The organism is Bacillus stercoris (genome assembly GCF_029772985.1).
Taxonomy (GTDB): Bacteria; Bacillota; Bacilli; order Bacillales; family Bacillaceae; genus Bacillus; species Bacillus stercoris.
The window spans coordinates 720,348-735,630 of record NZ_CP121861.1; the positions used below are offsets into that span (position 1 = coordinate 720,348).

The 15,283-nt window shown below is 41.8% G+C and carries 19 protein-coding genes; all 19 read left to right on the forward strand.

Annotated elements, in window-relative coordinates:
• The first annotated feature begins 8 nt into the window (after positions 1 to 8).
• On the forward strand, positions 9 to 428 hold the full coding sequence (locus tag QA442_RS03700; RefSeq protein WP_095431986.1) for a TIGR03826 family flagellar region protein: 420 nt from the start codon (positions 9 to 11) through the stop codon (positions 426 to 428).
• Positions 429 to 508: 80 nt separating this feature from the next.
• A complete protein-coding gene (flgM, locus tag QA442_RS03705; RefSeq protein ID WP_014665557.1) occupies positions 509 to 775 on the forward strand; it encodes a flagellar biosynthesis anti-sigma factor FlgM in 267 nt (88 codons plus the stop codon).
• Positions 776 to 789: 14 nt separating this feature from the next.
• Positions 790 to 1,272, forward strand: a complete 483-nt coding sequence (gene flgN / locus QA442_RS03710) for a flagellar protein FlgN (RefSeq protein ID WP_014665556.1) — start codon at positions 790 to 792, stop codon at positions 1,270 to 1,272.
• 18 nt (positions 1,273 to 1,290) lie between these two features.
• Positions 1,291 to 2,814 carry a flagellar hook-associated protein FlgK gene (gene flgK / locus QA442_RS03715; RefSeq protein WP_095431985.1) on the forward strand — a complete coding sequence of 508 codons (1,524 nt, stop codon included), beginning with the start codon at positions 1,291 to 1,293 and terminating at the stop codon, positions 2,812 to 2,814.
• Between the two features lie 10 nt (positions 2,815 to 2,824).
• Positions 2,825 to 3,721, forward strand: a complete 897-nt coding sequence (gene flgL / locus QA442_RS03720) for a flagellar hook-associated protein FlgL (RefSeq protein WP_040081667.1) — start codon at positions 2,825 to 2,827, stop codon at positions 3,719 to 3,721.
• 46 nt (positions 3,722 to 3,767) lie between these two features.
• Positions 3,768 to 4,343: a DUF6470 family protein gene (locus tag QA442_RS03725; protein ID WP_095431984.1), complete on the forward strand. Its 576-nt coding sequence runs from the start codon at positions 3,768 to 3,770 to the stop codon at positions 4,341 to 4,343.
• Positions 4,344 to 4,366: 23 nt separating this feature from the next.
• Positions 4,367 to 4,798: a flagellar assembly protein FliW gene (fliW, locus tag QA442_RS03730; protein WP_069150416.1), complete on the forward strand. Its 432-nt coding sequence runs from the start codon at positions 4,367 to 4,369 to the stop codon at positions 4,796 to 4,798.
• Positions 4,792 to 5,016, forward strand: coding sequence for a carbon storage regulator CsrA (gene csrA, locus QA442_RS03735; RefSeq protein ID WP_069838614.1), 225 nt, complete (start codon positions 4,792 to 4,794; stop codon positions 5,014 to 5,016). The genes fliW and csrA overlap by 7 nt, the downstream gene beginning before the upstream one ends.
• A 143-nt stretch (positions 5,017 to 5,159) precedes the next feature.
• The gene (gene hag / locus QA442_RS03740; protein ID WP_095431983.1) at positions 5,160 to 6,023 is read left to right on the forward strand and encodes a flagellin Hag; all 864 of its coding nucleotides are present in this window, start codon (positions 5,160 to 5,162) and stop codon (positions 6,021 to 6,023) included.
• A 230-nt stretch (positions 6,024 to 6,253) separates the two neighbouring features.
• Positions 6,254 to 6,583: a flagellar protein FlaG gene (flaG, locus tag QA442_RS03745; protein WP_095431982.1), complete on the forward strand. Its 330-nt coding sequence runs from the start codon at positions 6,254 to 6,256 to the stop codon at positions 6,581 to 6,583.
• A 17-nt stretch (positions 6,584 to 6,600) separates the two neighbouring features.
• The gene (locus QA442_RS03750; RefSeq protein ID WP_095431981.1) at positions 6,601 to 8,097 is read left to right on the forward strand and encodes a flagellar hook-associated protein 2; all 1,497 of its coding nucleotides are present in this window, start codon (positions 6,601 to 6,603) and stop codon (positions 8,095 to 8,097) included.
• 21 nt (positions 8,098 to 8,118) lie between these two features.
• A complete protein-coding gene (gene fliS / locus QA442_RS03755; protein WP_095431980.1) occupies positions 8,119 to 8,520 on the forward strand; it encodes a flagellar export chaperone FliS in 402 nt (133 codons plus the stop codon).
• Positions 8,517 to 8,858 (forward strand): flagella biosynthesis regulatory protein FliT, encoded by a 342-nt coding sequence (gene fliT, locus QA442_RS03760; RefSeq protein WP_095431979.1) that lies wholly within the window; start codon positions 8,517 to 8,519, stop codon positions 8,856 to 8,858. Before fliS ends, fliT begins: the two co-directional genes overlap by 4 nt.
• A gap of 9 nt (positions 8,859 to 8,867) precedes the next feature.
• The gene (locus QA442_RS03765) at positions 8,868 to 9,245 is read left to right on the forward strand and encodes a DUF8042 domain-containing protein (protein WP_095431978.1); all 378 of its coding nucleotides are present in this window, start codon (positions 8,868 to 8,870) and stop codon (positions 9,243 to 9,245) included.
• A gap of 185 nt (positions 9,246 to 9,430) precedes the next feature.
• Positions 9,431 to 10,000 carry a ribosome hibernation promotion factor gene (hpf, locus tag QA442_RS03770; protein WP_095431977.1) on the forward strand — a complete coding sequence of 190 codons (570 nt, stop codon included), beginning with the start codon at positions 9,431 to 9,433 and terminating at the stop codon, positions 9,998 to 10,000.
• Between the two features lie 167 nt (positions 10,001 to 10,167).
• Positions 10,168 to 12,693 carry a preprotein translocase subunit SecA gene (gene secA, locus QA442_RS03775; protein ID WP_014665544.1) on the forward strand — a complete coding sequence of 842 codons (2,526 nt, stop codon included), beginning with the start codon at positions 10,168 to 10,170 and terminating at the stop codon, positions 12,691 to 12,693.
• A gap of 69 nt (positions 12,694 to 12,762) precedes the next feature.
• A protein-coding gene (gene prfB / locus QA442_RS03780) for a peptide chain release factor 2 (protein WP_101172229.1) occupies positions 12,763 to 13,864 on the forward strand; the annotation gives its coding sequence in 2 pieces (ribosomal slippage) (positions 12,763 to 12,834 and positions 12,836 to 13,864; 1,101 coding nt in all).
• A gap of 165 nt (positions 13,865 to 14,029) precedes the next feature.
• Positions 14,030 to 14,875 carry a YitT family protein gene (locus tag QA442_RS03785; protein WP_040081675.1) on the forward strand — a complete coding sequence of 282 codons (846 nt, stop codon included), beginning with the start codon at positions 14,030 to 14,032 and terminating at the stop codon, positions 14,873 to 14,875.
• Positions 14,876 to 14,923: 48 nt separating this feature from the next.
• Positions 14,924 to 15,262 (forward strand): cytochrome c551, encoded by a 339-nt coding sequence (gene cccB / locus QA442_RS03790; protein ID WP_095431976.1) that lies wholly within the window; start codon positions 14,924 to 14,926, stop codon positions 15,260 to 15,262.
• Positions 15,263 to 15,283 lie beyond the last annotated feature (21 nt).

Sequence of the window (15,283 nt, forward strand, 5' to 3'; positions counted from 1 at the left end):
AAAAAAAGATGGGAGAACTGGCGAATTGTCCGAAATGTAATACTTTATTTTTAAAGACAAAGCTGCAAACCTTATGTCAGGCGTGTATTAAGGAAGAAGAAAAATCATTTGAGACTGTTTATAAATTTTTAAGAAAGCAGGAAAATCGGCAATCAACTTTGAACCGGATAACTGAGGAAACAGGTGTGGAAGAAGAGCTGATATTGAAATTCATCAGGCAGAAGCGAATTCAGATCACTCATCTTCCTAATTTGGCATACCCTTGTGAAAGGTGCGGAACATCGATTCGAGAAGGCAAGTTCTGCAAGGCTTGCCAGTCCGATATCAAGGCTCAAATGGATCATTTGAACCACAAGGACGCTCTGAAAATCGAGAAAGAAAATAGTAAAAAAGACACATACTATGCCTATAATACCAAAAACAGCTGATTCCCTAAACTAACTGAAAACGCAGTCGATAAAAGGGTTAAGATTGTTTAAAGACTGCAACGGAAAGCGAGAGGAATCCTATGAAAATCAATCAATTTGGAACACAATCCGTTAATCCATATCAAAAAAATTATGAAAAGCAAGCGGTGCAAAAAACTGCTGCACAGCCTCAAGATAAAATTGAAATTTCGTCACAGGCTAAAGAAATGCAAAATGCATCCGACGCAGTCGCTGGTTCACGACAGGAAAAAATTGCGCAGCTTAAAGCGCAAATCGAAAACGGGTCATACAAAGTAGACGCAAATCACATAGCGAAAAATATGATTAATTTTTATAAAAAGCAATAAAAAGGAGAAAGCCCATGTCAGCAAAGGCCATTATTGAACAATTGAAGCGACTTTGCGTTCTGCATGAGCACCTGCTCACGCTGTCTGAAGAAAAGACGGAAGCGCTCAAAGCCGGCAAAACAAAGGAGCTTTCAAACCTTTTGACAAAAGAGCAAAAATATATTCAAGCGATCACGCAGACAGAAGATGACCGGATCAAAGCAACCTCCGCCTTTCTCGGATACAGCGAAAATAACACCATTACCGCATGTATCGCCAAAACCTCAGGCAGCGAAAGGGAAGAGCTGGAACAACTATACGAATCTCTTTCTACAGTTCTCGGACGTCTGAAAAAAGTAAATGAGATGAATAGGCAGCTGACGAGAGACGCGCTGCAATTCATCTCTATTTCGTACGATATGCTGGTTCCTAAGGAAAATAACTTCAATTACAGCAAATCAATTAAAGCTGAGCTGCCGAAGAGCAGCCGAATGAAACTTTTTGATTCAAAAGCTTAGCAGAAAGGAATTCAGAAAATGACATCTACCTTTATGGGGCTTGAAACTGCAAGGCGGGCGTTAAGCGCTCAGCAGGCAGCGTTAAGCACGACTGCAAATAACGTGGCAAATGCCAATACTGATGGTTATACAAGACAGCGGGTCTCATTGGAGGCAACTGACTATTTCCCTGCGGTATCCAAAAATGCAGAAAAAACAGCTGGACAAATGGGTACAGGTGTTCAAGGAAAGTCAGTTGAGAGAATAAGAGATATCTTTCTTGATTATCAATACCGTCTTCAAAACAACAGTGCCGGATACTATGACACGAAAGCTAAAGCGCTGTCGCAAATGGAAGGCGTTTTAAATGAGACGGATGACAGCGGCTTGAACAGTGTGCTGAATTCGTTTTGGAATTCCCTGCAGGAATTATCGAATAATACAAATGAAGAAAGTGCACGTTCTGTTGTTGCTCGAAAAGGACAAGCTGTAGCTGAAACGTTTAATTATATTTCTGAATCACTTACCAATGTTCAATCGAATTTAAAAGCGGAGTTAAATACAACTGTGTTGGATGTCAATTCTCTGCTTTCTCAATTAAACAGTTTAAATAAGCAAATTGCACAAGTAGAACCGGTCGGGCTTCTTCCGAATGGTTTATATGATCAGCGAGATTTGCTGATCGATAAATTATCCTCAATGGTTGATATCAAAGTCAGCTATAACAAATCAGGCGGGAATGCACTTTCGTCTGCTGAGGGAACTGTATCAATTGAAATCCTTGATAAAAATAAACAGTCGCTTGGAACTGTTTTGGACGGTAAAAATTACGAGGTTTCAGAACTTACAGCCAACTATGATAATGAAACTGGTTTAGTATCAAGTATTTCAATCGGAGATAAAGCTGTGCAGGCGGAGTCCTTCAGCAGCAAGGGATCTCTTTTAGGATTTATAGAGTCTTACGGGTATATAACAGCAGACGGTCAAGAAAAGGGCGTATACCCGGAAATGCTTTCTGATCTTGACAATATGGCGCTTGAATTTGTCAAAGCTTTCAATGAAGTACACAGAAATGGTTTGACCAAGAGCGGTGAACAAGGCGGAGACTTTTTTGATTTTACCGGCGGTGAAACTGAACCTGCAAAGGGAGCGGCGGGCAAGATTAAAGTGTCTGACAGTATAATAGATTCAAAAGGCGCAAACATTGCTTTCTCACTGACTGGTTCAGCAAACGATAACGCCAATGCTACAAAATTAGCAAATGTTTTAACCGGCAAAATAACCATTAACGGCAAAGAAACTAGTGTGTTAGATTATTATGCGGGTCTGATTGGCGAGCTAGGGATCGAAGCTCAAGAGGCTAATCGGCTGGCGTCTAATACAGAAACACAGCTGAATGATGCAGACATAAACCGTCAGCAAATGAGCGCAGTTTCTTTAGACGAAGAAATGACCAATATGATTCAATTCCAACACGCATACAATGCAGCTGCAAGAATGGTGACTTTACAAGACGAATTGCTTGATAAAGTGATCAACGGCATGGGTGTTGGGGGAAGGTAGGTAAAGTCATATGAGAGTAACACAAGGCATGATACAGCAAAACTCACTGAGATATATCGGTTCGAGCTATTCAAAACTGGATAAACTCCAGTCACAGATTTCTTCAGGGAAAAAAATCTCAAAGGCTTCCGACGATCCTGTAGTAGCAATGAAAAGCTTAAAGTATAATACGCAATTGTCTCAAGTGCAGCAGTACAAAAGCAATGCTTCTCAAGCCTTTACCTGGCTCGAAAACACTGAAACAAACATTACAGAAGGAATTGACATCCTATCGAAGGTCAGAGAATTAGCGGTTGAAGCTCAAAATGATACAAACGGCGAGGCGGAGCGGCAAGCGATTGGCGTAGAAGTGAAGCAGCTAAAGGAACAGCTATTAAATATTGCGAATACACAAGTGAACGGCAGATATATCTTTAACGGGACAAATTCAGATAAGCCTCCGGTTACAGATAACGGAGACGGAACTTATACAATTTCTGATACAGCTGATGTCGTAGTCAATATATCAAATAATATGTCATTGAAAGTGAATTCAGATCCAAAGTCAGCTTTTGGAGGCACTTCTGAAAGCGGACAGAATGTATTTGAAATGCTTGATTCTTTTGAGAAAGCACTAAGTTCTGGCTCGCTAGATGGCATGGACAGTGTTTTAGATGATATTGATCATTTTTCTGACGGCATGAGCGCTGAACGTTCTGATCTTGGAGCGAGATATAATCGTCTTGAACTGGTTAATACAAGACTTTCAGCTCAAGAAGAAACAGCTACCAAAGTGTTGTCAGACAATGAAGATGTAGAACTGGAAGAAGTAATAACTGAATTTATTGCGCAGCAAAGTGTGCACAGGGCAACTCTGGCTGTTAATGCGCAAATTGTTCAGCCTACATTGATTGACTTTTTAAAGTAAGCGGCTCTTAGGAGTTCGCTTTTTTTATAGTTCAGGAGGTAGAGTGATGCAGATTCCCAGATTGATTATGCATAGTGTTCAAGGGAAAATAGGTTTAACAACGACGCCCGCCAGCTTAAAAATGGAGCAGCCGCAAGCCGATCTTGAGATCGAACAGCCGAGTGCGGAAATGGAAATATCGGTGACACCTGGAAAACTCACGATTGACCAGACACAAGCATGGGAAGAATTAGACAGAAAGCATGTTTTCAAGAGAATTGAAGAAGCCGCCCAACAAGGACATGAGGATGTAATGGAGGGGATAGCCCGTACTGCCGAAGAGGGAGACGAGCTTATGAGAATTGAAAATAAGGGGAACCCAATCGCTTCACAAGCAAGGAGGAACTCTGAGGTGCACCAAATTCAATTAGGCGAACATTATGCTCCTTCTCTTTCGAGAGTGAAAATACAATATACTTCGTCACAGCTTGATGTTCAGATTACGCCGCGAAAGCCTGTTATTCAGGCTGAGCCGCATAAGCCTATTGTTGAATATACGCCAGGAAATGTTAAGGTTGACATGCTCCAATACCCTGATTTAAATATAGATGTAGAATACCCGAAAGAATCACCCGAAAAGTAAAAAAAAGAAAAGGATCGTGAACAATGATCATTCATACGAAGTACCATGGCCAAATGAACGTAAAAGAAGAACAAATCATTCTTTTTGAAAACGGAATTCCAGGTTTTTTAGAAGAAAAACAGTTCGTCATTCTTCCGCTTTCAGAAGACTCTCCATTCGTGGCACTGCAGTCCGTCACTTCAGAAAATCTTGCGTTTATCGTCGTAAGTCCGTTTATCTTCTTTAAGAATTATGAATTTGACCTTGATGAATCAACTGCTGAACTTTTGGATATTGAAAATATTGAAGATATAGAAGTCATGACAATACTGACTATGGCAGAGCCATTCGAAAAGTCTACTGCGAATTTATTGGCTCCAATTATTGTGAATCGCAAGAACATGATGGCTAAGCAAGTCGTTTTACACGACTCCTTATATACGACAAAGCATCCGATTGGAGGAGAATCATGCTAGTTTTATCGCGGAAAATAAACGAAGCGATTCAAATAGGCACTGATATTGAAGTGAAAGTGATTGCGGTTGAGGGGGATCAAGTGAAGCTTGGAATTGAAGCCCCAAAGCATATTGATATTCATCGGAAAGAGATTTATTTAACCATTCAGGAAGAAAATAACCGTGCGGCGTCGTTATCCAGCGATGTGATCTCCGCATTATCCTCACAAAAAAAGTGAGGATTTTTTTATTTTTGTATTAACAAAATCAGAGACAATCCGATATTAATGATGTAGCCGGGAGAGGGCACAAATGGCTCCGCCGATTACAAAATTGAGGCACAAGGACGTGCCTTAACAACATATTCAGGGAGGAAATAAAAATGAGAATTAACCACAATATCGCAGCACTTAACACACTGAACCGTTTGTCTTCAAACAACAGTGCATCACAAAAGAACATGGAGAAACTTTCTTCAGGTCTTCGTATCAACCGTGCGGGAGATGACGCAGCTGGTCTTGCGATCTCTGAAAAAATGAGAGGACAAATCAGAGGTCTTGATATGGCTTCTAAAAACTCTCAAGACGGAATCTCTCTTATCCAAACAGCTGAGGGTGCATTGACTGAAACTCATGCAATCCTTCAACGTATGCGTGAACTTACTGTTCAAGCTGGTAACACAGGAACTCAAGATACTACTGATTTAGCAGCGATTCAAGACGAAATCAACTCTTTAAAACAAGAGATTGGTGGAGAAGCTGGAAGTAAAGGTATTTCTGACAGAACACAATTCAACGGTAAAAACCTTTTAGACGGTTCATTTGCAGCTGGAACTGCAGACCTTAATTTCCAAATTGGAGCTAATGGCGGTCAACAGCTTACTGTTAACATTGGCAACATGAGTGCATCAGCACTTGGAGTGAACACTCTTGATGTAACTACTTTTGCTGCTGCTGCAGACGGAACAACGTTTGATAATGCTTTAGCTACTATTGATACTGCAATCAATAATGTATCTACTCAACGTGCAAAACTTGGTGCGGTGCAAAACCGTCTAGAGCACACAATCAACAACTTAAGCGCTTCTGGTGAAAACCTGACAGCTGCTGAGTCTCGTATCCGTGACGTTGACATGGCTAAAGAGATGAGCGAGTTCACAAAGAACAACATTCTTTCTCAAGCTTCTCAAGCGATGCTTGCTCAAGCAAACCAACAGCCGCAAAACGTACTTCAATTGTTACGTTAATTTTAAAAAAGACCTTGGCGTTGCCAAGGTCTTTTATTATATTTCTAACTCCGAATCATTCTCCTTGCTTTCTCTAACTCATGATATAATAACCGGATTCTCCACTAACTTTTTATAAATGTATTTCCAAACAAGAAATCTAAAACAGAAGATTTTTTTCCAAAAATATGTGTAATCTTATCTCCATTTAGTCGATATAAACGATAGATTGGGGCATAGGGGATGATCAATTGAACATTGAAAGGCTCACTACGTTACAACCTGTTTGGGATCGTTATGATACTCAAATACATAATCAGAAAGATAATGATAACGAGGTTCCTGTTCATCAAGTTTCATATACCAATCTTGCTGAAATGGTGGAGGAAATGAACAAGCTTTTGGAACCTTCGCAAGTTCATCTGAAGTTCGAGCTTCATGACAAGTTAAATGAATACTATGTAAAGGTAATAGAGGACTCTACAAATGAAGTGATCCGCGAAATTCCGCCAAAGCGGTGGCTAGATTTTTATGCGGCTATGACTGAATTTCTTGGGTTATTTGTAGATGAAAAAAAGTAGAATAGGAGTGGTTTGAGATGGTCACAAGAATAACAGGTCTGGCGTCAGGAATGGATATAGATGATATTGTATCAAAGCTGATGCAGACAGAAAGAGCGCCACTTGATAAGCTGAAGCAAAAAAAGCAGACTCTTGAATGGCAGCGTGACAGCTATCGTGAAGTCAATACAAAAATAAAAGAATTGCAAGATTATATGTCTAAAAATACGTTGACATATCCTAGCACGTATCAGAGCAAAACTGTGACAAGCTCTAATGAGTCTGTGTTAACTGCTACAGGAAGCGCAAGTGCACCAAACTCTTCTTCTACTGTTGAAGTGGCGAGCTTAGCAACTTCAGCGACGTATAAGGCAAACAATTATACAGGATACACACAAGGCGATTACAATTTGGCATTTAACGTTGTTGCGCCTGGTGAGACAACGGCAAAAACAGTGAACATTAGTGTGACGAGCGCCGATACGATTGATAATGTGATTTCTAAACTTAACAGCTCAGATCTGGGAGTATCAGCTTTTAAAGATAAAATTTGGAATGGTACAGAGTACGTAGAAACGATTGCGTTTTCTTCTAAAGCAACAGGTGCAGGAGGCAGCATACAGGCAGCAGACTCTTCTACAGCAGATTTTATGTCTGGCCAGCTAGGTTTTTCTTTGGACGCTGATAATAAGATTACTGCTTACAAAGAAGGAACGAATGCAAAAGTCACCATCAACGGCTTTGAAATGGAGAAGCTGTCAAACAACTTCACAGTGAATGGCGTTACTTATTCGATCAAAAATACAACTGCAGCCACAGGCCCTGTTACCACATCTGTATCTACTGATGTTGACGGGATTTACAACCAAATTAAAGAGTTTGTAGATAAATACAATGAATTGGTTGACAGCCTGAACGAAAAGCTACAAGAAGAAAAATACAGAGACTATACGCCGCTGACGAGTGAACAAAAAGAAGCCATGTCCGATAAAGAGGTAGAACTCTGGGAAGAGAAGGCAAAAAGCGGTTTGCTGAGAAATGATAGCAGCATCAGCACAGGTACGAACCAAATGCGGACAGATTTTTATTCTAAAGTGAATGCGGATGGAAAATCCTATCAATTAACTGAATTTGGTATCACAACCTCAGGTGCTTACCAAATGCGGGGCCATTTAGAGATTAATGAAGACAAACTGAAAGCCAAAATACAAGAAGATCCGCAAAGTGTTGCCGCCTTATTTACAAGCGGAACGAACAGCAGTGCCTATAGTGATAAAGGAATTATGAAACGCATTGGTGACACACTGAAAAGTACGGTGAAAAGCATTGAAGCAAAAGCCGGCAACTCGACAATGGGAACCAATGACTACTCAATCGGTAAAAATTTAAACACGATCAGCACTGATATCACCAAAATGCAGGACCGGTTGACCACGATAGAAAACCGCTATTATACAAAATTCAGTGCAATGGATTCTGCGATTCAAAAAATGAACGAACAAGCGTCCTATTTATCACAGCTTCTTGCACAATAAATGTAATTTGGAGGATGACACATGGCGATCCAAAATCCTTATACAGCCTATCAGCAAAATTCAGTGAATACGGCTACACCCGGTGAACTGACGCTTATGCTGTATAATGGCTGTTTGAAATTTATAAGACTTGCCTCTCAGGCCATTGAGAATGATGATATGGAACGTAAAAATGAAAATCTGATTAAAGCGCAAAAAATCATTCAGGAATTAAATTTTACACTTAACCGTAACATAGAGCTTTCCGCTTCTATGGGTGCGATGTACGATTATATGTATCGAAGATTGGTACAGGCAAACATCAAAAATGATACGGGCATGCTGGCTGAGGTTGAAGGTTATGTAACAGATTTTCGCGATGCTTGGAAACAAGCCATTCAAAGTGAACGGAAGGACCGGCACGGATCAGGCGGGATCGCATGAATAACATAGATCAACTATACACTGAGACGAAGAGTATGCTGTCACACATACAAGATACCTCGGAAAGCGATGAACTTTTAAAGCAAATTGAAGACTTTGTGGCTACACGGTCTGAACTGATTCAGGAGATATCTCTGCCGCTTTCAGAAGAAGAGCGAAAGCAGATGAAACTCATCTTGACATGGGATCAGCTGATTGTGAAGGAAATGGAAAGACTGAAGCAGTCAATCGCAACAGAACTTCAGCAGATGAAAAGAAAACGTGTGATGCATACGACGTATTTAAATCCTTATAACAATATTACGATTGACGGCACATATTATGACAAGCGTAAATAGGTGAGTGCCTTGAAGAGCATTGAAGATTATACGCTTTTATCAGCTTATTATCATCTTCTTTTTACCATTGAAGAAGGGTTATGTTATTTGATAGAGGCTGAAGAGAATTTATCAAAAACAGAAGGGGATCGGATCTATCAAGATCTGATCCAAGCCTTTTTTTATTTGGATTCAACACATTCAACACTTCTCTTTATTATGGATACGCGGTGTGCTGAAATTTGTGTGAAAGCTTTTGACCAAATTTTTGCGGAGTTTGATCAATTGGTCTCTTTCTCTTTTCCCTCTCATGAGTTCTGTGAGTTTTTAAAGGAACATTTTCTGATTCATTATAGAAAATGGATGCTGTCTATTCATCAATGTATGGAACCCTTTTTAATCAATTAGGCGTGTGGGAGGTATTTGTTTTGTTGAATCAGCATATACATATACCTCTGAACCGCCAATAGCAGTAAATAACAATATTCGACAAAGTTCACTGAATTTTCACAAAAGATTTATGTTTCAGCAGGAATTGTAAAGGGTAAAAGAGAAATAGATACATATCCTTAATAAAAGGGAGGCGTTCTTTGATGAACTATCACATCAGAGGAGAAAATATTGAAGTGACACCTGCGTTAAAGGATCATGTCGAAAAGAAAATCGGCAAGCTGGAGCGTTATTTTGACCATAGCGTGAATGCCGATGTGAACGTCAACTTGAAGTTTTACAATGACAAGGAGTCTAAGGTTGAGGTTACGATTCCGATGACAGATCTGGCGCTTCGATCCGAGGTGCATAACGAGGATATGTACAACGCAATTGATCTCGCAACAAACAAACTGGAACGTCAAATCCGTAAGCATAAAACGAAAGTAAACCGTAAATTCCGTGAGCAGGGCTCTCCGAAATATTTATTGGCAAACGGCCTTAGCTCTGATACAGATATTGCGGTTCAGGATGATATAGAAGAGGAGGAGAGCTTGGACATCGTCCGTCAGAAACGCTTTAATTTAAAGCCGATGGATAGTGAAGAAGCGATCTTGCAAATGAATATGCTCGGCCATAATTTCTTTGTTTTCACAAATGCGGAAACAAACCTTACAAATGTCGTGTACCGCAGAAATGACGGGAAATATGGCTTAATTGAACCGACTGAATAATGAAGAGAAGCCTTCCGTGATGTCCGCGGAAGGTTTTTGTTTTTCTTATTTGCAAATTCTTTGGAAATAACAAAAGGTATGATATGATAATGAGAGGTATACATGGACTAGTAAATTATTTATACATGCCTCTAAAATAGGCATGTGATGATAGAGGAGCGTTATAAATGCTTGGAATTTTAAATAAAATGTTTGATCCAACAAAACGTACGCTGAATAGATACGAAAAAATTGCTAACGATATTGATGCGATTCGCGGAGACTATGAAAATCTCTCTGACGACGCGTTGAAACATAAAACGATTGAATTTAAAGAACGCCTTGAAAAAGGGGCGACAACGGATGATCTTCTTGTTGAAGCATTCGCTGTTGTTCGGGAAGCTTCGCGCCGCGTAACAGGCATGTTCCCGTTCAAAGTCCAGCTCATGGGGGGCGTTGCGCTTCATGACGGAAATATCGCGGAAATGAAAACAGGGGAAGGGAAAACGTTAACGTCAACTCTGCCTGTTTATTTAAATGCGCTAACAGGTAAAGGTGTACACATCGTGACTGTCAACGAATACCTGGCAAGCCGTGATGCTGAGCAGATGGGTAAAATTTTCGAGTTTCTCGGTTTGACTGTCGGTTTGAATTTAAACTCAATGTCAAAAGACGAAAAACGGGAAGCTTATGCCGCTGACATCACTTATTCCACAAACAACGAGCTTGGCTTCGACTATTTGCGTGACAATATGGTTCTTTATAAAGAGCAGATGGTTCAGCGCCCGCTTCATTTTGCGGTAATAGATGAAGTTGACTCTATTTTAATTGATGAAGCGAGAACACCGCTTATCATTTCTGGACAAGCTGCAAAATCCACTAAGCTGTACGTACAGGCAAATGCTTTTGTCCGTACGTTAAAAGCGGAGAAGGATTACACGTACGATATCAAAACAAAAGCTGTACAGCTTACTGAAGAAGGAATGACGAAGGCGGAAAAAGCGTTCGGCATCGATAACCTCTTTGATGTGAAGCATGTCGCGCTCAACCACCATATCAACCAGGCCCTAAAAGCTCACGTTGCGATGCAAAAGGACGTTGACTATGTAGTGGAAGACGGACAGGTTGTTATTGTTGATTCCTTTACGGGACGTCTGATGAAAGGCCGCCGCTACAGTGAGGGGCTTCACCAAGCAATTGAGGCGAAGGAAGGGCTTGAAATCCAAAACGAAAGCATGACCTTGGCGACAATAACGTTCCAAAACTACTTCCGGATGTACGAAAAACTTGCCGGTATGACCGGTACGGCAAAGACAGAGGAAGAAGAATTCCGCAATATCTACAACATGCAGGTTGTCACGATCCCTACCAACAGGCCTGTTGTCCGTGATGACCGCCCGGATTTAATTTACCGCACGATGGAAGGAAAGTTTAAGGCGGTTGCGGAGGATGTCGCACAGCGTTACATGACGGGACAGCCAGTTCTTGTCGGTACGGTTGCCGTTGAAACATCTGAGTTGATTTCTAAGCTGCTTAAGAACAAAGGAATCCCGCATCAAGTGTTAAATGCCAAAAACCATGAACGTGAAGCGCAGATCATTGAAGAGGCCGGCCAAAAAGGCGCAGTTACGATCGCGACTAACATGGCGGGGCGAGGAACGGACATTAAGCTTGGCGAAGGTGTAAAAGAGCTTGGCGGACTCGCTGTTGTCGGAACAGAACGACATGAATCACGCCGGATTGACAATCAGCTTCGAGGACGTTCCGGACGTCAGGGAGACCCGGGGATCACTCAATTTTATCTTTCTATGGAAGACGAATTGATGCGCAGATTCGGAGCTGAGCGGACGATGGCAATGCTCGACCGCTTCGGAATGGACGACTCTACTCCAATTCAAAGCAAAATGGTATCTCGCGCGGTTGAATCGTCTCAAAAACGAGTTGAAGGCAATAACTTCGATTCGCGTAAGCAGCTTCTGCAATATGATGATGTTCTGCGCCAGCAGCGTGAGGTCATTTATAAGCAGCGCTTTGAAGTCATTGACTCTGAAAACCTGCGTGAAATCGTTGAAAATATGATTAAGTCTTCTCTCGAACGCGCAATTGCAGCCTACACGCCAAGAGAAGAGCTTCCTGAGGAGTGGAAGCTTGATGGTCTAGTTGAGCTCATCAACACGACTTATCTTGATGAAGGCGCACTTGAGAAGAGCGACATCTTCGGCAAAGAGCCGGATGAAATGCTTGAACTCATTATGGATCGCATCATCACGAAATATAATGCGAAGGAAGAGCAATTCGGCACAGAGCAAATGCGTGAATTCGAAAAAGTTATCGTTCTTCGTGCCGTTGATTCTAAATGGATGGATCATATCGATGCGATGGATCAGCTTCGCCAAGGAATTCACCTTCGTGCTTATGCGCAGACAAATCCGCTGCGTGAGTATCAAATGGAAGGCTTTGCGATGTTTGAGCATATGATTGAATCAATTGAGGATGAAGTCGCAAAATTTGTGATGAAAGCTGAGATTGAAAACAATCTGGAGCGTGAAGAGGTTGTACAAGGCCAAACCACAGCCCATCAGCCGCAAGAAGGCGACGATAACAAAAAAGCAAAGAAAGCACCGGTTCGAAAAGTGGTTGATATCGGCCGAAATGCCCCATGCCACTGCGGAAGCGGGAAAAAATACAAAAATTGCTGCGGCCGTACTGAATAGTTCGCTCCGGCACGTTTATTGACCGCGGCGCCTGCAGGCGCCTGCGGATCTTTTAATGAGGTGAATGAAATGGAATTATCAGAAATCAGAGCAGAGCTCGAAAATATGGCTTCTCGTTTAGCGGACTTTAGGGGGTCTCTTTGACCTCGAATCAAAGGAGGCCCGCATTGCTGAGCTAGATGAACAAATGGCTGACCCAGAATTCTGGAATGATCAGCAAAAAGCTCAAACGGTTATAAATGAAGCAAATGGTTTAAAGGATTATGTCAATTCGTATAAAAAATTGAATGAATCCCACGAAGAATTACAAATGACTCATGATCTTTTGAAAGAAGAGCCGGACTCAGATCTCCAGCTTGAGCTTGAAAAAGAACTAAAATCATTAACAAAAGAGTTCAATGAGTTTGAGCTTCAGCTTCTTCTCAGCGAGCCGTATGATAAAAATAATGCGATTTTAGAATTGCACCCAGGTGCTGGCGGTACAGAGTCACAGGACTGGGGCTCTATGCTTCTTAGAATGTATACAAGATGGGGAGAGCGCCGCGGCTTTAAAGTGGAAACGCTCGATTACCTTCCAGGTGACGAGGCGGGAATTAAGTCAGTGACATTGCTAATCAAAGGACACAACGCTTACGGATATCTCAAAGCGGAAAAAGGTGTCCATCGTCTCGTGCGGATTTCGCCGTTTGATTCATCAGGCCGCCGCCATACGTCTTTCGTGTCCTGTGAAGTCATGCCTGAATTTAACGATGAGATCGATATTGATATCCGTACGGAGGATATTAAAGTTGATACGTACCGTGCCAGCGGAGCGGGCGGACAGCACGTCAATACGACAGATTCAGCCGTTCGGATTACTCACTTGCCAACGAATGTGGTTGTGACGTGCCAAACGGAGCGCTCACAAATCAAAAACCGTGAAAGAGCCATGAAAATGCTGAAGGCCAAGCTGTATCAGCGCAGAATTGAAGAGCAGCAGGCAGAACTGGATGAAATTCGCGGTGAACAAAAAGAAATCGGCTGGGGAAGCCAAATCCGTTCTTATGTATTCCACCCGTATTCCATGGTAAAAGACCATCGGACTAATACAGAAATGGGGAACGTTCAAGCTGTAATGGATGGTGACATTGATACATTTATTGATGCCTATCTGCGTTCTAAGCTTTCCTAAGCTGAAAAACACACCTGATGCATCCGGGTGTGTTTTTTATTCCTCATATCCTTGATTTCACTGCTGCTTTAGCATATTACCACTGCATTTGGGTGTTATTTACATCTAATCAGGGAAGGATTAAAATGCTATCGGAGAGCATTGGAAGAAACGGAGGATATTTTGATGGACGTACGGAATAAAACATTATGGATTTTGCGGGATTATGTATACATACTGATAGGAGCAGCGATTACAGCCGTGTCCTTTAATGTATTTTTGCTTCCGAACAAGATCGCCGCCGGTGGGGTCAGCGGGATCAGTACGATTTTACAATCATACGGTTTTGAAGCAGCGTATGTACAGTGGATTATTAATATTCCTTTATTTATTGCGGGTGTCATTTTGCTCGGCGGGAAATTTGGGCTAAAGACGCTTGCAGGTTCTGTTTTTTTGCCGCTAGTAGTGTTTTTGACAAGGGATATTCAGCCAGCCACTCACCATGAACTCTTAGCGGCAATTTTTGGCGGTGTCGGGATAGGTGTCGGAATTGGCATTGTGTACTTAGGGAAAGGTTCGACAGGAGGAACAGCCTTGGCTGCACAGATCATTCATAAGTACTCCGGCCTGTCATTGGGGAAGTGTCTTGCTATCATTGACGGAATGATCGTTATTACCGCTATGATCGTATTTAATATTGAGCAAGGCTTATATGCCATGCTTGGCGTCTATGTGTCCAGCAAAACCATTGATGTTGTGCAAGTCGGCTTTAATCGTTCCAAAATGGCGCTCATTATTACAAAGCAGGAGCAGGCGGTCAAGGAGGCTGTCTTACAGAAGATTGACAGAGGCGTGACGAAAATTTCAGCAGTTGGCGGATATACCGACGATGACCGTCCGATTTTAATGTGCGTGGTGGGGCAAACTGAATTCACCAAATTGAAACAAATCGTCAAACAGATTGATGAGTCTGCTTTTGTGATTGTAGCAGACGCGAGCGAGGTGCTGGGCGAGGGTTTCAAACGCGCTTAAACGAGGTTATAATATGGAAGAGATCGTAAAGGAGTTGTGCTTCTCAACATGAAATCAAAGTTATCGATACTAATGCTTGGATTTGCGCTTTCTGTTCTGTTGGCTGCCTGTGGTTCAAACGATGCAAAAGAAGAGAAGACAGACAACGGCAGCAAGACGGAAGCCACTGCATCTGAAGGGGAAGAGTTATATCAGCAAAGCTGCGTTGGTTGCCACGGCAAGGATTTAGAAGGTGTGTCAGGACCTAATCTCCAAGAGGTCGGAGGCAAATATGACGAACACAAAATTGAAAGCATTATTAAAAACGGCCGCGGCAATATGCCAAAGGGGCTTGTAAATGATAACGAAGCCGCTGTTATTGCCAAATGGCTGTCAGAAAAAAAGTAAGATGAGAAAATCCTTGCCGAG